This window comes from Streptomyces sp. DSM 42067, assembly GCF_055792885.1.
The window spans coordinates 2,661,920-2,682,252 of record NZ_CM147706.1; the positions used below are offsets into that span (position 1 = coordinate 2,661,920).

At 72.6% G+C, this 20,333-nt stretch carries 10 protein-coding genes and 1 pseudogene; 6 read left to right on the forward strand and 5 right to left on the reverse strand.

What is annotated here, in order from left to right:
- Positions 1-277 precede the first annotated feature (277 nt).
- Positions 278-1,189: a chitosanase gene (locus ACSMXV_RS12485; RefSeq protein WP_473177708.1), complete on the forward strand. Its 912-nt coding sequence runs from the start codon at positions 278-280 to the stop codon at positions 1,187-1,189.
- 64 nt (positions 1,190-1,253) lie between these two features.
- Here ACSMXV_RS12485 and ACSMXV_RS12490 read toward each other — a convergent pair whose 3' ends face one another.
- Positions 1,254-1,985, reverse strand: coding sequence for an ABC transporter ATP-binding protein (locus ACSMXV_RS12490; RefSeq protein ID WP_473177709.1), 732 nt, complete (start codon positions 1,983-1,985; stop codon positions 1,254-1,256).
- Positions 1,986-2,125: 140 nt separating this feature from the next.
- On the opposite strand from ACSMXV_RS12490, the pseudogene ACSMXV_RS12495 reads away from it, so the two are divergent.
- The 3 genes and pseudogenes from ACSMXV_RS12495 to ACSMXV_RS12505 all read left to right on the forward strand — a co-directional run bounded on the left by ACSMXV_RS12495 (position 2,126) and on the right by ACSMXV_RS12505 (position 9,335).
- Positions 2,126-5,531: pseudogene (locus ACSMXV_RS12495) on the forward strand (FtsX-like permease family protein).
- Between the two features lie 7 nt (positions 5,532-5,538).
- Positions 5,539-8,319, forward strand: a complete 2,781-nt coding sequence (locus ACSMXV_RS12500) for an ABC transporter permease (protein WP_473178908.1) — start codon at positions 5,539-5,541, stop codon at positions 8,317-8,319.
- Positions 8,316-9,335, forward strand: a complete 1,020-nt coding sequence (locus ACSMXV_RS12505; RefSeq protein ID WP_473177710.1) for an ABC transporter ATP-binding protein — start codon at positions 8,316-8,318, stop codon at positions 9,333-9,335. The genes ACSMXV_RS12500 and ACSMXV_RS12505 overlap by 4 nt, the downstream gene beginning before the upstream one ends.
- 255 nt (positions 9,336-9,590) lie before the next feature.
- Here ACSMXV_RS12505 and ACSMXV_RS12510 read toward each other — a convergent pair whose 3' ends face one another.
- The 4 genes from ACSMXV_RS12510 to ACSMXV_RS12525 form a co-directional block, all read right to left on the reverse strand.
- Complete coding sequence (locus tag ACSMXV_RS12510) at positions 9,591-11,054, reverse strand: glutamate synthase subunit beta (RefSeq protein WP_473177711.1); 1,464 nt, start codon at positions 11,052-11,054, stop codon at positions 9,591-9,593.
- Complete coding sequence (gltB, locus tag ACSMXV_RS12515) at positions 11,047-15,675, reverse strand: glutamate synthase large subunit (protein ID WP_473177712.1); 4,629 nt, start codon at positions 15,673-15,675, stop codon at positions 11,047-11,049. Before gltB ends, ACSMXV_RS12510 begins: the two co-directional genes overlap by 8 nt.
- Positions 15,676-15,968: 293 nt before the next feature.
- The gene (locus ACSMXV_RS12520; RefSeq protein WP_473177713.1) at positions 15,969-16,700 is read right to left on the reverse strand and encodes a VIT1/CCC1 transporter family protein; all 732 of its coding nucleotides are present in this window, start codon (positions 16,698-16,700) and stop codon (positions 15,969-15,971) included.
- A gap of 168 nt (positions 16,701-16,868) precedes the next feature.
- Positions 16,869-17,165 (reverse strand): hypothetical protein, encoded by a 297-nt coding sequence (locus ACSMXV_RS12525; RefSeq protein WP_473177714.1) that lies wholly within the window; start codon positions 17,163-17,165, stop codon positions 16,869-16,871.
- Here ACSMXV_RS12525 and ACSMXV_RS12530 point away from each other — a divergent pair.
- Both ACSMXV_RS12530 and ACSMXV_RS12535 read left to right on the forward strand, forming a co-directional pair.
- Positions 17,155-18,867 (forward strand): ADP-ribosylglycohydrolase family protein, encoded by a 1,713-nt coding sequence (locus ACSMXV_RS12530; RefSeq protein ID WP_473177715.1) that lies wholly within the window; start codon positions 17,155-17,157, stop codon positions 18,865-18,867. The genes ACSMXV_RS12525 and ACSMXV_RS12530 overlap by 11 nt on opposite strands.
- Entirely contained in the window at positions 18,864-20,306 is a 1,443-nt protein-coding gene (locus ACSMXV_RS12535; RefSeq protein ID WP_473177716.1) for an ADP-ribosylglycohydrolase family protein, read from the forward strand. Before ACSMXV_RS12530 ends, ACSMXV_RS12535 begins: the two co-directional genes overlap by 4 nt.
- Positions 20,307-20,333: the final 27 nt, after the last annotated feature.

The following is a 20,333-nucleotide window of genomic DNA, read 5'->3' on the forward strand; positions in this document are numbered from 1 at the left end:
ACCGCCCAGGAGCGGCCGGGGCACCCACTGCCGCGACAGTCTTACAGGTCCGCTATTTTGATCGCCCGCCGTCCCCACCGGCCTTCTGTTCTGTGATGCCCTCATTCCCGAAGTCTCCGAGGAGCCGGTCGTGGAGCCTTCCGTCACCACTTGCTACCGCCATCCCGAGGTCGAGAAGATTGGCGGCCGGGCGGCGGCATCCTGCGGCACCGACCGGCGGCCGGGCGCGGCATCCTGGGCACCGTGCCCGTCTGGGCCGCCCGTACCCTGTCCCGTTATGAAGCGTGCTGGCTGTCTCTTTCTCGCCGTCGCCCCCGTGGCCACGGCGGCCGTTTTTCTCTTCGGGACCGACTCGGGCTCGGAAGATTCGCAGGACGACAAAGGACCGCGATTCTCCGCGTCCGCATCCCCGGGCAAGGGAGCCGGTGCGTCGTCGGCCTCGGAACGGGCGAAGGAAGACCGCCTGATCGCCAAGCTGCCGCCGGGCCTCGCCGCTCCCGAGAAGAAGGAGCTGGCTCAGCAGATCGTGGCGAGCGCCGAGAACTCCACGCTCGACTGGCGCGGCCAGTACGACTACATCGAGGACATCGGCGACGGCCGCGGCTACACGGCGGGCATCATCGGCTTCACCACCGGCACCCATGACCTGCTCACGCTCGTCGAGCGCTACACGAAGTCCCACCCGGACAACGGTCTCACCCGCTATCTGCCCGCCCTGCGCAAGGTCGACGGCACCGGCTCCCACAAGGGCCTGGACCCCGGCTTCACCGACGCCTGGGTGGAGGAGGCGCAGAAGGCCGAGTTCCGCAAGGCCCAGGACACGCACCGGGACGAGATCTACTTCGACCCGGCCGTGCGCCTCGCGAAGCTCGACGGGCTCGGCACGCTCGGCCAGCTCATCTACTACGACGCGATGGTGCTGCACGGCCCCGGCACCGGACCGCGCGGCTTCTACGGCCTGCGCGAGGCCGCCATGGCCGAGGCCGACACGCCTGCCGAGGGCGGCAAGGAGAAGGCGTACCTGGATATCTTCCTGGACGTCCGCCGGAAGGCGATGAAGCACAAGAAGCCCGACCGCGACACGAGCCGCATCGACACGGCGCAGCGGCGCTTCCTCTACAACGGCAACTTCGAGCTGGACACTCCGCTGGTGTGGCAGGTGTACGGGGAGACGTTCCGGGTGCCGTAGCCGTCGCCCCCTGACTGACCGCCGCCCGCCGTCCGCCTCCCGGGCAGCCACTGCCCGGGCGCCGTCAGCACTCGATGACCCCGCCGTCGCTCAGTTCCAGTACGCGGTCGGCCAGTCCGAGCAGTTGAGGGTCGTGCGTGGCGACCAGCGCCGTGACGCCCTCGCTGCGGACCACCGCCCGCAGCAGTTCCATCACCGCCAGCCCGGTCTGGGCGTCCAGCTGCCCTGTCGGCTCGTCGGCGAGCAGCAGGGCCGGACGGTTGGCGAGGGCCCGGGCGATGGCCACACGCTGCTGCTGCCCACCGGAGAGTTCGGCCGGGCGCTGGGGCGCCTGGTCGGCGAGGCCCACCAGGGCGAGCAGCAACGCCACGCGCTCGTCGCGTTCGCGTGGATCGGCTCTGCGGAGCCGAAGCGGCACGCCCACGTTCTCGGCCGCGGTGAGGATGGGGATCAGCCCGAAGGACTGGAAGATGAAGCCGATACGGTCGCGCCGCAGTTCCAGAAGCTCGTTCTCCCCGAGTTCGGACAGGTCCGTGCCGTCGAGGACGATGCGGCCGCGGTCCGGGGAGTCAAGACCGCCGATCAGATGGAGAAGCGTCGTCTTGCCGGAGCCCGAGCGGCCTTTGAGGGCGACCAGCTCACCGCGCCGGATGTCGAAGGAGGCCCCGCGCAGCGCATGCACGGCCACGGCGCCGGTGCCGTACGAATGGTGCAGGTTCTCGACCCGCACCATCGGCTCCCCGGACGGATCGCCCGCGAGGGCGGCACCGGACTGGGCGCTGGCGTTCTCCGTCATCGCTGCATCCCACACGGAACCGGTCCGGAGCGTCAAGAGCACTTCTGCCGTTGATCGCATATCCCGGGCCGCAAACCCCGTGATATGCATGCCGGGTTGACGAGAAGGGCAGGGCAGCTCGCCATCGCGTGGGGGGAAAGGTGACGGGGTTCTTACTGCTGCGCGTTCGTGCGCATCGGCTGCTGCTCGCCGCCGCCCTTCTTGCGGTGCTGCTGACCACCTCGGTACTCGCCGCGCTCACCGCCTTCTCCGGTTCCGTCGGGGACGCGGCGCTGCGGAACACCCTGCGCGGCCGGGCCGCGGCCTCCGCCTCACTCGTCATCAGCGCGAACGTTCCTGCGGACAAACGGGACGCGGCCCAGGAGGCCGCGGTCCGCAGTGCGCGGGAGACCTTCGCCGGGCTGCCGGTGACCGTGCGGAAGCTGGAGCGTTCGGGCCCGTACGCGCTGCCTCGCTCCCTCCAGGACGCCGATGCCCGCGCGGGAGAACCGGACCTCACCCTCTTCGCGGCCCTGGACCGGTCACGGATCAGGCTGGTCGCGGGCGCCCTGCCGGGCCCGGCCCCGGAGGCGCGGACCGCTCCCGTGCCCGTCGCGCTGCCAGAGGCCGCCTCCGACCGGCTGAAGCTGCGGCCCGGAGAGCGGATCACGCTCATCGACCGGCTGGGCGGCGCGTCCCTGACGGTCCGGGTCACCGGCGTGTACCGGCCGGCGGACAGCACCGACCCGTACTGGCAGCTGGACACACTCGGCGGTCGCGGGGTCCGCACCGTCCACTTCACCACCTACGGCCCGCTGCTCGCCGACCCGTCTGTCCTTGCCTCCGGCCGGACCTCCGCGGGCACCACCGGGTGGGTGGCGGCGGCCGACTACCGGACCCTCACCACCGACGGGATGGACGCGCTGCGCGAGGCGTCCGTGCACGGGCCCGAAGTGCTGCGCAGGGACCCGGCGTTCGATAGCGGCGCAACCGTGCACACGGCGCTGCCCGACGTACTCGAGCAGGCAGGGCGTGCGCTGCTTGTGTCCCGGTCCACACTGATGATCGTCTCCGTGCAGCTGGTGCTGCTCGCCGGGTACGCGTTGCTGCTGGTGGCTCGACTGCTCGACACCGAGCGGGCGGGCGAGACCGATCTGCTGAGGGCGCGGGGTGGTTCGCGCCGCCACATCGCGGGCCTTGCCGCGCTGGAGGCGCTGCTGCTGGCCGTACCGGCCGCGGCCTGCGCCGCCCTGTTGTCGGGGCCGCTGGTGCGGCTGCTCGCCCGGTGGTCCGCGCTCGACGGGATCGGGCCCCGGCTCGGGGATGCTCCGGCGGCCGGGGTCTGGCTGGTCGCGGGCGGTGTCGCGGTGTGCTGCGCGGCGGCGGTCGTCGCGCCCGCGCTGGCCGCGACGGCGGGTGGGCCGCTACGGCTGCCGCGCCTCCGTGCCGCGGCGCTCGCCGCGCCCGTACGTGCCGGGGCCGATGTCGGGCTGCTCCTGATCGCCGGGGTGGCGTACTGGCAACTGGACCGGCAGACCGGCTCGTTCGGTGGGGGCGCGCTCAGTCGTGACCGCGAGGGCGGCCTGGGCATCGATCCGCTGCTGGTCGCGGCGCCCGCCCTGACGCTGTTGGCCGGTGCGGTGCTGACGCTGCGTCTGCTGCCGCTCGCGGCGCGCCTCGCGGAGCGGCGGGCCGCGGGCGGGCGCGGGCTTCCGGCAGCGCTGGCGGGCTGGCAGTTCAGCCGGCGCCCGCTGCGCGGTGCGGGACCGGTGCTGCTGCTGGTCCTCGCCGTGACGACGGGGATGCTGGCGATCGGGCAGAGCTCGTCGTGGAGCCGGTCGCAGGGCGATCAGGCGGACTTCGGGACGGGCGCTTCCGTACGGGTGCTGGACAGCAGGCCGGGCGGCCCCGGCCAGACGGGTCTGTACGCGTCGCTGCCCGGGGTACGGGATGCCGCGCCCGCGCACCGCACCACCGCGGACCTCTCCGGCGGCCGTACGGCGACGGTTCTCGCGCTGGACACGGCGCACGCCCGCGAGGGGATGCTGATGCGCGGCGATCTCGCCGACGAGCCCGTGGAACGGCTGCTGCGGGCGGTCGCGCCGCGGGAACAGACACCCCCCGGTCCTGCGGTGTTGCTGCCCGACGGCACCCGGCGGCTCGCGCTCGATCTGCGGATCACCGGGGGCGGAGAAGGGCCGTTCCCGTTCCGGGCTCGCTCCGCTGGTCACCGTCGTCGTCGAGGACCGTTACGGCATCGCGTACCGGCTGAGTGCCGGGGAGATACCCGTCGACGGCCGGGTCCACCGGGTCACCCTGGAGTTGGACGTGTCGGCATCGGGCAGCCGTGCCGCCCCGGCGGAGCCGCTGCGTGTGACCGGGCTGCAGCTCGACGGCACGGCTCCTGCCGAGGGGGCCGAGCAGCACCGGCTCACCGTCGAGCGGATGCTGTCCACCGGTTCCGACGGGGCGGCCCGGCCGGTCGTGGCGCCCGCCGGGGTGCGCTGGCAGGGCAGCAGGACCGAGACGGTCGACGGGGAGGCGCGCCCACCGACGGCACTGGGGCCGGTCGCGTCGGCGACGGCGCCGCTGACGGTCTCGTACAGAACTGGTGCCGCGGACGGGACCGACGACTCGTCCTCCGGCCAGCCGGCGTTCACCGTCCGCGTCGACATCGCGCGGGACGCGCCTCCGGCAGAGATCGCGGCCGTCGCCACCCAGGGCTTTCTGCGCGCGGCAGGGGCCGAGCGCGGCGACAGCATCGACGTGACGGTGGCCGGGGAGCGACTGCGGGTGAGGATCGTGCGATCGGTCGAGGAACTGCCGACAACCGGAGCCGGTGCGGCAGCCTGGGCCGGGTCCGCTGCCGGAGCGGGAGCCGGGCCCGTGGCGGATGCCGAGGCCGGAGCCGCGGACGGGGCAGCCGCGGACGGGGGCGCGCTGCTGCTCGATCTACGCGCGGTCAACGCGGCGTTGGCCCACCGCGCGAGCAATCCGCTCGCGCCCGACGAGTGGTGGCTGAGCGCCGCCCCCGGCGGGGCCGCGCAGGTCGCGTCCGCGCTGCGGGCCCGCCCGGACATCGAGCAGGACCAGGTGCTCGTACGTGACGAGGCCGCCGCCGAACTGCTGGGCGACCCGCTCGGTGCCGGGCCGCGCGCGGCGCTGATGGCGGTGGCGGTGGCCGCTGCGGCCCTCGCCGCCGTGGGCTTCGCGGTGAGCGCTGCCGGTGCACGGCGGGAGCGGTCCGCGGAGTTCGCCGTTCTACGGGCTCTGGGTGCGGCCCGCCGGGATCTCGCCAGGCTGGTCGCCGTGGAGCAGAGCCTGCTGATCGGGGCCGGTCTGCTCGCCGGTCTCGGGCTTGGCACCGCCCTGACGCGGGCCGTCGTACCGCTGATCGTGCTGACGCCCCAGGCCGCACGACCGGTCCCCGGCCTCCTCGTCGAACTCCCGGCGTCCCAGGTGGCCCTTCTCCTCGGGGGCGTCGCGGCGCTGCCCCTGCTGATCACCGCCGTGTCAGCCGTCCGCCGCGCAGACCCCGCTGTCGCGCTTCGCCACCAGGGGGACTGAGATGAGCATGGCGCCTGACCGCGAGGAGCGCCGTCAGGGCAGGGAGCCCAGGCGGCGCAGTGTCGCGCCTTGGGTGCGGACGCGCCTGCGGACCGCCCCCGGGACAGCCCTCTCTTTCGGTGTGCTTGTGCTGATCACGGCGTTCCTCGCGGCCGTACTGCCCCGGGCCGTCGACGCATACGAGACCGAAGGGCTGCGCCGGGACATCGACGACGCGTCCCCGGCCTCCACCGTGCTGGAGCTCAGCGCCCCGCAGCCCGGGCTGGAGATTCCAGGGCCCACCCGGGAGCAGGCAATGCGGCCCCAAGCGCTCGCAGCCGTCCACCGCAAGGCGCTGGACAGGCTGCCCGAACCGCTGCGGGCGGACACCGCGGAGTCGGCGTACGGAGTGCGGACCTCCGAGAGCCTCGTCGGGCTGGACAGATGGCTGCCGCACCTGAATGCGCCGCCGCGGTTCACGCTGGCCGCGCAGTCGGAGCTCGCCGGCCACGCCACCGTACGGAACGGGCGGCTGCCCACCGCCACCCGGGAGATGACGGAGGACACGAGGGAGGTGGAGGCCGCCGCGACCGCGGAGACCGCCCGGGTCATGCGTCTGCGTGTCGGATCCGTCGTGAACCTCGGCGGCTTCCCGGGCCGTCCGCTGGCCGTGCGGATCACCGGGATCGTCGAACCGCGTCACCCGGAGGGCAGTTACTGGTCCGCGGAACCGGTCCTGCGCACCCCCGCCATGGCCGCCCTGCCGTCCAACCCGCCGCCGTTCTACTGGGAGGCGGGCCTTCTGCTGGCGCCCGGCGCCGCCCCGGCGCTCCTCGGCAGCCAGGGAAAACCGGAGAGGTACTGGCGGCTCGCCCCCACCACCGGACGGCTCACCGCGCAGGACGTCCCAGAGCTCGTCGACCGGATCGCGTCCCTCGAAGGCGGGCCCGAGCTGCTGAGGATGCGTGAGATCGCCGGTGACACCGCGGTCTTCGGCACCGGCCTGGAGACGGTCGTCGGCTCGTACGCGGCGACGCGTGAGGCGATCACGCCCGTCGTCGCGGTCGCAGCATTCGGCATCGGCGCGGTCGCGGCCGTCGTCCTGGCCATGACCGGCGGGCTGATCGCCGTCCGGCGCGCCGCCGAACTCGCCCTGCTACGCGCGCGTGGCGGCTCGCTGCGCGGCATCGCCGGACGGCTCCTCGCCGAGACCGCGGTGGTGGCGCTGCCCGCTACCGCCGTCGGTCTGCTGCTCGCCGTACTCGCCGTGGACGAGGCCCGGCTGCTGCCCGCCGTGCTCGGTGCGGCCGCCGTCGCGCTGCTCGCCTGCGCCGCACTGCCGGTGCGTGCGGTCGTGTCCCATCGGGGGCCGCAGGCACACGGGAAGCGTGAGGATCTCGCCCACGCCAGGCCGAGCAGCCGCCGCACGGTCGCCGAACTCACCGCGCTGGTGCTGGCCGTCGGCTCGGTCGTGGCGCTTCGCCGTCGCGGCGCGACCGGCGCGGGCGACCTACTGGTGAGCGCTGCTCCGGTGCTGGTGGGGCTTATTGCGGCGCTTGTGCTGGTACGGCTGTATCCGCTGCCGCTGCGATGGGCCGCCCGACCGGCAGGGCGGTTGCGTGGGGTGGTGGGTTTTCTGTCGCTCGCCCGCGCGGGCCGCTCGCCGGCGACGGGCACCGCACTGCCGCTGCTGGCCCTGCTGATGGCCCTGACGACGGCGGCGTTCGGGGGTTCCGTGCTCGCAGGCGTCGCGGACGCCCGCAGCCGGGCCGCGCTGCTGGCCACGGGCGCGGACGCGCGGGTCTCCAGCCCGGGCGATGTGGCAGCGCTCCCGGCGGGAGTGGAGCAGGCAGTCCGGGGAGTTGCGGGCGTACGGGAGGTCACGGCCGTGCGGATCGAGCGCACCGCCGAGTTCTCGTCGACCGGCGAGGGGGAGAAGAAGTCGCTGACGCTGATCGCGGTGGACCCGGAGTCGTACACCCGGCTGGCCCGGCGCCTGGGTCTCGGGGCTTTCCCGGCCGACGTGTTGAAGGGGTCGGGGGGTGGTGTGCTGAACGCCGTCGCCTCCCCCGGTGTCGCGGAGCGACTCGGCCGCGCACCGCACCGGATCACGTCCCTGGCCGGTGACGTCACGGTCCGCATCGCCGCCGTCCGGTCCCGGACCCCGGCCTCGCCCGGCGCCGAATTCCTGCTGGTCGACGCCGCGGGCCTGGAGCGCTCCAGCCCGACGACGCTGCTGACCACCGGTGAGACGCTCGACGCGCGGGCGCTGCGGGCGGCCGTGCGCGGCGCCGGGAAGGGTCTCACCGTGACGCTGCGCAGCGAGGAACGGGCGGCGCTCTCCGACTCGCCGTTGCAGGCGGGCGCCGAGCGGGTCTACGCCGCCGCCGTCGCGTCCGGTGCGGGTTACGCCGTACTGGCCCTGCTGCTCTCCTTCGTCCAGTCCGCGCCGGAACGGGCCGCGCTGCTGGCCCGGCTGCGCACCATGGGTCTCACGACCCGCCAGGGCCGCCGGCTGATCGGCCTGGAGGCGCTCCCTCAGGCGCTGCTCGCGGCCGGGGGCGGCATGGCCGTCGGCTGGGCCACGATCCGGCTGCTCGCGCCCGGCATCGACCTGGACCGTCTCGCCCTGGCCGCCGCACCGGGTCTCGCGCGGGTGGACGGTGCGTCGCTGCGCACCGACGCCTGGTCGCTGGCGCTGCCCGCCGCGGGCACGGTGCTGCTCGCGGGCGCGGTGGCCGCCGCGGGGGCCTGGTGGGCGGGGCGACGCGCACCGATCATCGAACTCAGGGCAGGAGGCATGCGATGACCCGTACGACGACCTCGCGGACGACCCTCGCGGAGCTGGAGCAGCGGGTGGCGGCGCACCGCGACCGGCCCTCGTACGGGCAGGACGCGCTGATCGTGTGCGACCGGCTGGTCCGCATCTTCTCCGGCCGGGGGCCGGGGGACGGCTCCCGGGGGAGGAAAGGCACGGCCGCCGGGGTGGAGGTGCAGGCGCTCCAAGGGCTGGATCTCCTCGTCCACGAAGGCGAGTTGATGGCCCTGGTCGGCGCCTCCGGCAGCGGCAAGTCGACCCTGATGAACATCCTTGCGGGCCTGGACGTGCCCACTGCGGGCGCCGCGAAGGTCGCGGGCTGCGATCTGCTCACGATGGACGCCAAGGCCCGGTTGCTCTACCGCCGCGAGGTCGTCGGTTTTGTATGGCAGCAGACGGCACGCAATCTCCTCCCCTATCTGACGGCGGCCCAGAATGTGGCCCTGCCCATGCAGTTGCGGGGTGGCGGTGGCCGAGGCGGGAGGAGCAAGCGGGCCAAACGGGCGGAGGAGCTACTGGCGATGCTCGGCGTCGCGGACTGCCGTGACCGCCGTCCGCAGCAGATGTCCGGCGGTCAGCAGCAGCGCGTCGCGATCGCCGTCGCGATCGCCAACTCGCCGTCCGTGCTGCTCGCCGACGAGCCCACCGGCGAGCTGGACTCGGCGACCGGGCAGCAGGTCTTCTCGGCGTTCCGCCGGGCCAACGAGGAGCTGGGCACGACGGTCGTGATCGTCACGCACGACCAGGCGGTCGCCGGAGAGGTCCGCCGTACGGTCGCGATCCGCGACGGGCGCACCTCGGCGGAGGTGCTGCGGCGCACGGAGGTCGATGCGGAGGGGCAGGAGTCGCTGGTGGCACGGGAGTACGCGATGCTGGACCGGGCCGGGCGGCTCCAGTTGCCTGCCGAGTACACGGCGGCGCTGGGTATGGAGCACCGGGTGATGCTGGAGCTGGAGCGGGACCATATCGGGGTGTGGCCGGATGACGCCGGGCCCCGGACCGACTGAGTCTCCCCCAGCCCGCCCCTTCCCGAAATTGGGGCTCCGCCCCAGACCCCTTATCGCCCTGACGGGCTCGTCCTCAAGCGCCGGACGGGCTGAAATCAGCCCGTCCGGGGGCAACTCCCAGCGTGAGCTGGGGGAGCCTGAGGACGAGCCCGTTCAAACGCGCCGCGGCGCCCGCCCACGTCCGGTCGGGGACAGGGGGCAGGCGCCGCGTGGTGTTCCGTACGCCTTTGTACGGGACGTTTCAGTGACGGACCGTCAGACCATCAGGGCGCGGTCCGTCGGGCGGATAGGAGCCGGCAGGTCGCTCGCGCCCGTCAGGAAGCGGTCGACACCGCGGGCCGCCGAACGGCCCTCCGCGATCGCCCACACGATGAGGGACTGGCCGCGGCCCGCGTCACCGGCGACGAAGACGCCGGGGACGTTGGTCTGGAAGTCGGCGTCGCGGGCGACGTTGCCGCGCTCGTCGAGGTCCAGGCCGAGCTGCTCGACGAGGCCGTTCTCGCGGTCGGTGCCGGTGAAGCCCATGGCCAGGGTGACCAGCTGCGCGGGGATCTTGCGCTCCGTGCCCGGCTTCTGGGTCAGCTTGCCGTCGACGAACTCGACCTCGATGAGGTGCAGCCACTGGACGTTGCCGTCCTCGTCGCCCTCGAAGTGGGTGGTGGAGACGGAGTAGACCCGCTCGCCACCCTCCTCGTGCGCGGAGGTGACCTTGTAGAGCATCGGGAAGGTCGGCCAGGGCTGGGCGACCGGGTTCCGCTCGTCGTTCGGGCGGGGCATGATCTCCAGCTGCGTGACCGAGGCCGCGCCCTGGCGGTGGGCGGTGCCGACGCAGTCCGCGCCGGTGTCACCGCCACCGATGACGACGACGTGCTTGCCCTCGGCGGAGATCGGGGGCGCCACGAAGTCGCCCTCCTGGACCTTGTTGGCCAGGGGCAGGTACTCCATCGCCTGGTAGACGCCCTTGAGCTCGCGGCCGGGGACCGGCAGGTCGCGGGCGGTGGTGGCACCGGCGGCGATGACGACGGCGTCGTACCGCTTCTTCAGATCCGTCGCCGTCAGGTCGCGGCCGATCTCGATGCCGGTGCGGAAGCGGGTGCCCTCCGCGCGCATCTGCTCGATGCGGCGGTTGATGTGGCGCTTCTCCATCTTGAACTCGGGGATGCCGTAGCGGAGCAGACCGCCGATGCGGTCGGCGCGCTCGTACACCGCGACCGTGTGGCCCGCCCGGGTCAGCTGCTGGGCGGCGGCCAGGCCCGCCGGGCCCGAGCCGATCACGGCGACGGTCTTGCCCGACAGGCGCTCGGGGGCCTGCGGCGCGACATCGCCGCTGTCCCACGCCTTGTCGATGATCGAGACCTCGACGTTCTTGATGGTGACGGCCGGCTGGTTGATGCCGAGCACACACGCCGACTCGCACGGAGCGGGGCACAGACGGCCCGTGAACTCCGGGAAGTTGTTCGTGGCGTGCAGGCGCTCGGACGCGTTCTGCCAGTCCTCGCGGTACGCGTAGTCGTTCCACTCGGGGATCAGGTTCCCGAGCGGACAGCCGTTGTGGCAGAACGGGATGCCGCAGTCCATGCAGCGCGACGCCTGCTTGGAGATGATCGGCAGCAGCGAGCCGGGGACGTAGACCTCGTTCCAGTCCTTGAGGCGCTCGTTCACCGGGCGGGACTTGGCGACCTCACGGCCGTGGTTCAGAAAGCCCTTGGGGTCAGCCATTGATCGCCGCCTCCATCATCTTCTCGGTGATCTCGGACTCGGAGAGCCCGGCTCGCTCGGCGGCGTCCTTGGCGGCGAGCACTGCCTTGTAGGTGCCGGGAATGATCTTGCTGAAGCGGTCCACGGCGGTGTCCCACTCGGCAAGGAGCTTCTCGGCGACGGTCGAGCCCGTCTCCTCCTGGTGGCGGCGCACCACGTCGTGCAGCCACTGCTTGTCGGTGTCGTCGAGGGCCTCGACGGCGCTCACGTTGCCGACGTTCACGTTGTTGCGGTCCAGGTCGATCACGTACGCGATACCGCCGGACATGCCCGCCGCGAAGTTGCGGCCGGTCTCGCCGAGGACCACCGCGCGGCCACCGGTCATGTACTCGCAGCCGTGGTCGCCCACGCCCTCGGAGACGACGGTGGCGCCGGAGTTGCGGACGCAGAAGCGCTCGCCCGTGCGGCCGCGCAGGAACAGCTCACCGCCGGTCGCGCCGTACGCGATGGTGTTGCCCGCGATCGTCGAGTACTCGGCGAGGTGGTCGGCACCCCGGTCCGGGCGGACGATCACGCGGCCGCCGGACAGGCCCTTGCCGACGTAGTCGTTGGCGTCACCCTCCAGGCGCAGCGTCACACCGCGCGGCAGGAACGCACCGAACGACTGGCCCGCGGAGCCGGTGAAGGTGATGTCGATGGTGTCGTCGGGCAGGCCCGCGCCACCGAACTTCTTCGTCACCTCGTGGCCGAGCATGGTGCCGACCGTGCGGTTGATGTTGCGGATCGCGACCTGGGCGCGCACCGGCTGGGCGTCGTTCGCCGAGTCCACGGCGAGCGCGTCGGCGGCGAGCTTGATCAGCTCGTTGTCGAGCGCCTTCTCCAGGCCGTGGTCCTGCTCGACGATCTGGTGGCGCACCGCGCCGTCGGGCAGCGCGGGCACGTGGAAGAGCGGGGCCAGGTCCAGGCCCTGCGCCTTCCAGTGGTCGACGGCCCGCGTGACGTCGAGCGCCTCGGCGTGGCCGACGGCCTCCTCGATGGAGCGGAAGCCCAGCTCGGCGAGGATCTCGCGGACCTCCTCGGCGATGAACTGGAAGAAGTTCACGACGTACTCGGCCTTGCCCGCGAACCGTTCCCGCAGGGTCGGGTTCTGCGTGGCGATACCGACCGGGCAGGTGTCCAGGTGGCAGACGCGCATCATGACGCAGCCGGAGACGACGAGCGGCGCGGTCGCGAAACCGAACTCCTCGGCGCCGAGCAGCGCGGCGATGACGACGTCGCGGCCGGTCTTCAGCTGGCCGTCGGTCTGCACGACGATGCGGTCGCGCAGGCCGTTGAGCAGCAGCGTCTGCTGGGTCTCGGCGAGGCCGAGCTCCCAGGGGCCGCCCGCGTGCTTCAGCGAGGTGAGCGGCGAGGCGCCCGTACCGCCGTCGTGGCCGGAGATCAGGACCACGTCCGCGTGCGCCTTGGAGACACCCGCGGCGACCGTGCCGACGCCGACCTCGGACACCAGCTTCACGTGGATGCGGGCGGCCGGGTTGGCGTTCTTGAGGTCGTGGATCAGCTGAGCCAGGTCCTCGATGGAGTAGATGTCGTGGTGCGGCGGCGGGGAGATGAGCCCCACGCCCGGCGTCGAGTGACGCGTCTTCGCGACCCACGGGTAGACCTTGTGGCCGGGCAGCTGGCCGCCCTCACCGGGCTTGGCGCCCTGGGCCATCTTGATCTGGATGTCGTCGGCGTTGACCAGGTACTCCGAGGTCACACCGAAGCGGCCGGACGCGACCTGCTTGATCGCGGAGCGGCGCGCCGGGTCGTACAGACGGTCGGCGTCCTCGCCGCCCTCACCGGTGTTGGACTTGCCGCCCAGCTGATTCATGGCGATGGCGAGGGTCTCGTGCGCCTCCTTGGAGATGGAGCCGTACGACATGGCGCCGGTGGAGAACCGCTTGACGATCTCGGAGACCGGCTCGACCTCCTCGACCGGGATCGAGGGGCGGTCGGACGTGAAGCCGAACAGGCCGCGCAGCGTCATCAGCCGCTCGGACTGCTCGTTCACGCGGTCCGTGTACTTCTTGAAGATGTCGTAGCGGTTCGTGCGCGTGGAGTGCTGCAGACGGAAGACCGTCTCCGGGTCGAACAGGTGCGGCTCGCCCTCGCGGCGCCACTGGTACTCGCCGCCGATCTCCAGCGCACGGTGCGCCGGGGCGATGCCGGAGGCCGGGTACCCCTTGGCGTGGCGGGCGGCGACCTCCTCGGCGATGACGTCGATGCCGACGCCGCCGATCTTGGTGGCGGTGCCGTTGAAGTACTTCTCGACGAAGGCGTCGTCGAGACCGACGGCCTCGAAGACCTGCGCGCCGCGGTAGGAGGCGACGGTCGAGATGCCCATCTTGGACATGACCTTCAGCACGCCCTTGCCGAGGGCGTAGATCAGGTTGCGGATGGCCTGCTCGGGCTCGATGCCGGGGAGGAACGTTCCCGCCCGGACGAGGTCCTCGACGGACTCCATCGCCAGGTACGGGTTGACGGCCGCGGCGCCGTAGCCGATGAGCAGCGCGACGTGGTGGACCTCACGGACGTCGCCGGCCTCGACCAGCAGGCCCACCTGGGTGCGCTGCTTGGTGCGGATGAGGTGGTGGTGGACTGCCGCGGTGAGCAGCAGCGACGGGATCGGCGCGTGCTCGGCGTCCGAGTGGCGGTCCGACAGGACGATCAGGCGGGCGCCGTTGTCGATGGCGGCGTCGGCCTCGGCGCAGATCTCCTCGATCCGCGCTGCCAGCGCCTCACCGCCGCCGGAGACCCGGTACAGGCCGGACAGGGTCGCGGCCTTCATGCCCGGCATGTCGCCGTCGGCGTTGATGTGGATGAGCTTGGCCAGCTCGTCGTTGTCGATCACCGGGAAGGGCAGGGTGACCGACCGGCAGGAGGCCGCGGTCGGCTCGAGCAGGTTGCCGCCCGGGCCCAGGGACGAGTACAGCGAGGTGACGAGCTCCTCGCGGATGGCGTCCAGCGGCGGGTTGGTGACCTGTGCGAACAGCTGGGTGAAGTAGTCGAAGAGCAGCCGCGGGCGCTCGGACAGGGCCGCGATCGGGCTGTCCGTACCCATCGAGCCGATCGGCTCGGCGCCGGCCTTGGCCATCGGCGCGAGGATGACGCGCAGCTCCTCCTCGGTGTAGCCGAAGGTCTGCTGGCGGCGCGTGACCGAGGCGTGCGTGTGCACGATGTGCTCGCGCTCGGGCAGGTCCTCGAGCTCGATGATCCCGGCCTCGAGCCAGTCCTGGTACGGGTGCTCGGCGGCGAGGGCGGCCTTGATCTCGTCGTCCTCGATGATGCGGTGCTCGGCGGTGTCGACGAGGAACATCTTGCCGGGCTGCAGACGGCCCTTGCGGACGACCTTGGACGGGTCGATGTCGAGGACACCGACCTCGGAGCCGAGGACGACGAGGCCGTCGTCGGTGACCCAGTAGCGGCCCGGGCGCAGACCGTTGCGGTCGAGGACCGCGCCGACCTGGGTGCCGTCGGTGAAGGTGACGCAGGCCGGGCCGTCCCAGGGCTCCATCAGCGTGGAGTGGTACTGGTAGAAGGCGCGGCGGGCCGGGTCCATCGAGTCGTGGTTCTCCCACGCCTCGGGGATCATCATCAGCACGCTGTGCGGCAGCGACCGGCCGCCGAGGTGCAGCAGCTCCAGGACCTCGTCGAAGGACGCGGAGTCGGAGGCGTCCGGCGTACAGATCGGGAAGACCCGCGCCAGATCCTTGCCGTCCCGGCCTTCGCCGAACAGGTCGGAGACCAGCTGGGACTCGCGGGCCTGCATCCAGTTGCGGTTGCCCTTGACCGTGTTGATCTCGCCGTTGTGCGCGACGAAGCGGTACGGGTGGGCGAGCGGCCAGCTCGGGAAGGTGTTCGTCGAGAACCGCGAGTGGACCAGTGCGACGGCCGACGCGAAGCGGCGGTCCGACAGGTCCGGGAAGAAGGGCTCCAGCTGGCCGGTGGTCAGCATGCCCTTGTAGACGATCGTGCGGGCGGAGAGCGACGGGAAGTACACGCCGGCCTCGCGCTCGGCGCGCTTGCGCAGCACGAAGGCCTTGCGGTCGAGGGCAATACCCGTAGCAGGCACAGCAGAGCCGTCGGTGACGAAGATCTGGCGGAAGGCCGGCATCGTCGAGCGGGCGGTGGCGCCGAGCAGCTCGGGGGCGACCGGGACCTCGCGCCAGCCCAGGACGGTCAGGCCCTCCTCGGCGGCGATGGCGTCGATCTGCGCGACGGCGGCGGCGTTGTCCTCGAGGGGCAGGAAGGCGATACCGGCCGCGTACGAGCCCGCGGCAGGCAGCTCGAAGTCCACGACCTCGCGGAAGAAGGCGTCCGGGACCTGCGACAGGATTCCGGCACCGTCGCCGGAGTCGGGCTCGGAGCCGGTGGCGCCGCGGTGCTCCAGGTTCCGCAGAACCGTGAGCGCCTGCTCGACCAGCGTGTGGCTCGCCTCGCCGGTGAGGGTCGCCACGAAGCCGACGCCACAGGCGTCATGCTCATTGCGCGGGTCGTACATACCCTGCGCGGCAGGGCGTGCATCCATGTGCGACCAGGCGGACCGGATGGTCGACCCGTCGGTCGCGGAATGCAGGGACGGCTGGCGCGGCGTACGCATCGGCTCTCCCGTCGTCGTCGTGGCGTATAGCAGGTGCCGAGGGACGACGTTGGCCCTCTGCAAAATTTCACGCAGGTTACATGATGGAGCGATTCTCGGAAACCGGATAGCTCGTTCCAGCATGCGGACATCGCTGGTTGGCGATGGAGAGGGGACCAATGCGGACAGATCCAATGACCGTCGGCCCACGGCGGCCGGGCGTCCTTGCCCGTGGCGCTTGCGGCTCATACCCAGCGGTTAAGCAACCGAAACCGCCAAGTAACGACTAGTTATGCAGCCCCCTGCATATGACCTCATCCTAGAGCCGTACCAAACAGATTACCCAGGACGTACGTCACACCGGCGGCTGCGCCGCCCAGGGCCAGTTGCCGCAGGCCGCTGAACCACCAGGACCTCGCCGTCACCTTCGCCACGACCGCGCCGCAGAGGAAGAGACCGACCAGCGCGAGCACCACCGCGGGCCACAGCACGGTGACGCCGAGCAGATACGGCAGTACGGGCAGCACGGCGCCCAGCGCGAAGGACCCGAAGGACGAGACGGCGGCGACGGTGGGCGAGGGCAGATCCCCGGGGTCGATGCCGAGCTCCTCGCGCGCGTGTATCTCCAGGGCCTGCTCGGGATCCTTCGACAGCTGCCTGGCGACTTCGCGGGCGAGTCCGGCCTCGACGCCGCGCGACACGTAGAGCGCAGCGAGCTCCTTCTCCTCGTCCTTCGGGTGCTTCCTGAGCTCCCGGCGCTCGACGTCCAGCTCGGCCTGGACGAGCTCGCGCTGCGAGGCGACGGAGGTGTACTCACCCGCGGCCATCGAGAAGGCTCCCGCGGCGAGTCCCGCGAGCCCCGTGAGGACGATGGTCCCCGGCGCCACGGATCCTCCGGCGACACCTGTGATCAGGGCCAGATTGGACACCAGACCGTCCATCGCGCCGAAGACGGCGGGGCGCAGCCAGCCACCGTTGACGTCACGGTGGGTGTGATTGTCGCGGTGCGCCTCGTGCAGTGCCGCTTCGGTGTCGATGATGGACATGCCGCGCAGTGCTCCCTTGTGTGCGCCTGAACCGGCGCCGCTTTCGCGAACCTGGTTGATCGCCGTCGTGGTTCTCAGTCGTGGTTCTCCATTGATGGCTGAGGTGGGCGACCCTTCACGCCTCACGCCGTCAACACCCTCGAAAGTACGCACGAAAAACGGCGCCCGCTAGCAAGGAAGGCCGTACTTACCTGCGGTTTTGCGGTAGTTGAGGCGCTGGACGAGCGCCACGGAGGACCACTGACGCTCATCGGTACGAGGTCGCGCGCAGATGTCGAAGGGGTGACGCTGGGGCTCCGGGGCTCCTGCCCGCCGCCCGGCGTGGCAGAGATCCAGGAAAGGGCCGGCGGGCAGCGTCGCGTGCCGGTCCAGGAAGGACCGGTCCAGGAGGTGCTGCGACCCCAGATCGCAGACCGACGACGACCGCAGACCGCAGACCCGCTGAGAGGCTCGCATGGCGTCCATTGCCCGTATTCCTTCGGTCCCGGCACCGGGTGGCGCGGCCGAGCTCCGTGAACGGGGGCGCGGTGCCCTGCTCGGCCTCGCCGTCGGTGACGCGCTGGGCGCGCCCGCGGAGAACATGAAGCCGTCCCAGATCCGCCGCCGCTGGGGCCGTATCACGGGGTATGTCGCCGAGCGTCCGTCGGGCACGGACGACACCGAGTACGCGATTTTCTCGGGGCTGCTCCTCGCCCGGTACGGCTCCGGGCTCACCGTGGCGCAGGTGGAGGCGGCCTGGCACCAGTGGATCGCCGACCGGGACGAGGGCCCGTTCCGCGGCGCGGGTTTCAGCGAGCGCGGCACGCTGGAGAACCTCCGGCGCGGGCTCGCGGCCCCGATCTCCGCACAGCACCGGCACGCGTGGAGCGACGGCCTCGCGATGCGCGCCGCGCCCTTCGGCGTCTTCGCCGCGGGCCGCCCCGCCGAGGCGGCCCGGCTCGTGGCGATCGACGGCTCGGTCAGCCATGACGGGGAGGGCATCTACGGCGGTCAGGCGGTGGCCGCGGGCGTCGCGGCGGCGATGGCGGGGGCGCCCACCGTGGCGGTCGTGGCCTCCGCGCTCGCTGTCGTGCCCGACGACTCGTGGACCGCGCGCTCCCTGCGACGCGCGGTGGCCGTCGCACACCGCGGCGAGCGGGCGGTCCGCCGGGCCGTCGTCATCGGCGGCTACCCCTGGACGGATCTGGCTCCTGAGGCCGTTGCGCTGGCCTTCGGCGCGTACGCGGCGGCCGACGGCGCGTTCGTCCAGGCGGTGCTGACCGCGGTCAACATGGGCCGCGACGCCGACACCACGGCGGCCGTCGCGGGCGCCCTGGCCGGCGCCACGTGCGGGATCTCCGCGATCCCCGCGGACTGGGCGACCGCCATCGGCCCGGCCAGGGGGACGTGCCTGCCCTCGATGAAGGGCCACCACGTTCTGGAGGTCGCGGACCTGCTGACACCGGAGGACCGCCCGGCGGGGCGAACGAGGGGCGGCGGGTTGGGGCGGTGGCTGGGGGCGGGGGTGAGGTCGGGGGCTGGGGCGGGGTCTGGGGCTGGATCTGGTGCTGGGGCTGCGGCTGGGTTGGAACCGGGGGCGGGGTCCGGGGCTGGCTCTGGGGCTGGGTTGGGGTCGGGGGCTGGGTCCGGGACCGGGGCTGGATCTGGATCTGGGTTGGGGCCGGTGGCTGCCGGGTCCGGGGCTGGGTTGGGGCCGGTGGCGGGGTCCGGGGCTGGGTCTGCGGCTGGGTTGGGGGCGGGGCGCCGGGATCCGGGCGGTTTCCATGGGCGCGGTGCCGATCAGGGTCGTGGCGTTCGTGACGAGCGGGGTCGTGACGAGCGACGCCGCGACCATCGAGATCGTGAAGTTCAGGTCCGCGGTGATCAGGCCCACGGTGATCAGGTCCGCGGTGATCAGGCCCGCGGTGATCAGGCCCACGGTGATCAGGCTCGCGGTCATCAGGCCCACCGTGATCAGGCCCACGGTGATCAGGCTCGCGGTCATCAGGCCCACCGTGATCAGGCCCAGGGTGATCAGGTCCACGGTGATCAGCTCCGCGGTGATCAGGCCCGCGGTGATCAAGTTCTTGACGGGGCCCGCGAGGAGCCCCGCCGCCCTCCTGATCCTCACCCTGCCCACGGCGGTCCGGTGGCCATGGGCGAAGCCGACGAGGGAGCGGCTCCATGACCGACATGGGCGTACCGACCGGGCCCAGAGGCCGCCACCACCCGCCCGAGGGCGACACCCGCCACGCGGGCACGACACCGGCGACACCAGAGGCGGACGGCTACGTACCCGACGGCGAGGCCGCGTCCCCCGGCGGCCCGGCGGGCCCACGCCGCGCACCGGACGACGGCACCCACGTCACGGACGGCGCCCCAGACCCCGACGGCGACCTCGCCCCGGAAGGCAAGCCCGCCGGGCCACGCCACGCCCCGGCCGATGCCGTCCCCGTCACGGGCATCGCCCCGGCCATTGACCGCGCCTCCGTCCCGAACGTCGCCCGGCCCCCCGTCCGCCGTATCGAAGGCCTCCTGCTCGGCCTCGCCGCAGGCGACGCCGCCGGGTGGCCGGCCGCTCGGCATCGGGCCGCTCGGATGCCCGAGTGGACGCGGCGGCTGACGCGGGAGCTGGACACCTTCGCCGAGGAGAACGCGACCACCACGCTGCCCGTCCCCATCGCGCTCAACCAGCCCCCGGAGCCCCTCCGCCTCGGCCCCTCGGACGACGCCGAGTGGGCCGCGTTCGCTGCCGGGGCCGTGCTGTGCGCGGCCGACAGCAGCGCCCTCGGCGACCTCGGCAGCGGGCGCCGGATGCGCGCCGCCATCGACCTGTCCTGGAACGCCCTCGCCAGCGAGGTCGCCGCCGCCGCCGACCGCGCACCCGAGGTCGAGTCGGCCGTGCTCCAGCTGCGCGCCCGCATCTCCGTACGGGCCGGCCTCGGCAACCTCGCGACCGGACTGCGCCCGCCCGCCACGGGCCACGACAACCCGCACTACTTCGACGACGCGGCCTGCGTACGCGCCTGCGTGCTCGCCGTCGCCCACCCCGGCGACCCCGAGGAGGCCGCTGACCTCGCCGAGTTCGACGCCCGCTACACCCAGGACGGCGACGGCGTGCACGGCGCCCGCGCCATGGCCGCCGCGGTCGCCGCCGCGCTCGGCGGCGCGGACGTCGACACCTGCGTGGACGCGGCGCTCGCCCAGCTGCCCGAGCCCACGGAGGTCGGCCGCAACGCGCGCCACGCCCTGAAGCTCGCCGGCGACGCCGACAGCGCCTTCGGCCTCGTACCGCTCCTGGAGCACCAGATCGTCGACCACGTCTACAGCTACGGCATCGCGGCCGCCGAAACCGTCCCCGTCGCCCTCGCCCTCGTCAGCGCCGCCCGCGGCCGGCTGCAGGAGGCCGTGCCCGCGGCCGCGTGCCTGTCGCGCGTCGCCGACTCGGCCCCCGCCCTCGCCGGCGCCCTGGCCGGCGCGCTCGGCGGAGGCGACGCCGTGCCGCCCGCCTGGCGCGACGCCTGCCGCACCCTCCCCGGCTGTGCCCTCCCCCGCCTCACCGGCACCGACCTCGTGGAACTCGCCGAACACCTGGCACACACGGAATTGACCACCACGGAGGGATGATTCACACATGCAGGACATCAGTGACGT

Coding starts and splice junctions, on each gene's coding strand:
- ACSMXV_RS12485 (WP_473177708.1), top strand. CDS start 278: ATGAAGCGTGCTGGCTGTCTCTTTCTCGCCGTCGCCCCCGTGGCCACG.
- ACSMXV_RS12490 (WP_473177709.1), bottom strand. CDS start 1,985: ATGACGGAGAACGCCAGCGCCCAGTCCGGTGCCGCCCTCGCGGGCGAT.
- ACSMXV_RS12500 (WP_473178908.1), top strand. CDS start 5,539: ATGGCGCCTGACCGCGAGGAGCGCCGTCAGGGCAGGGAGCCCAGGCGG.
- ACSMXV_RS12505 (WP_473177710.1), top strand. CDS start 8,316: ATGACCCGTACGACGACCTCGCGGACGACCCTCGCGGAGCTGGAGCAG.
- ACSMXV_RS12510 (WP_473177711.1), bottom strand. CDS start 11,054: ATGGCTGACCCCAAGGGCTTTCTGAACCACGGCCGTGAGGTCGCCAAG.
- gltB (WP_473177712.1), bottom strand. CDS start 15,675: ATGCGTACGCCGCGCCAGCCGTCCCTGCATTCCGCGACCGACGGGTCG.
- ACSMXV_RS12520 (WP_473177713.1), bottom strand. CDS start 16,700: ATGTCCATCATCGACACCGAAGCGGCACTGCACGAGGCGCACCGCGAC.
- ACSMXV_RS12530 (WP_473177715.1), top strand. CDS start 17,155: ATGGCGTCCATTGCCCGTATTCCTTCGGTCCCGGCACCGGGTGGCGCG.
- ACSMXV_RS12525 (WP_473177714.1), bottom strand. CDS start 17,165: ATGGACGCCATGCGAGCCTCTCAGCGGGTCTGCGGTCTGCGGTCGTCG.
- ACSMXV_RS12535 (WP_473177716.1), top strand. CDS start 18,864: ATGACCGACATGGGCGTACCGACCGGGCCCAGAGGCCGCCACCACCCG.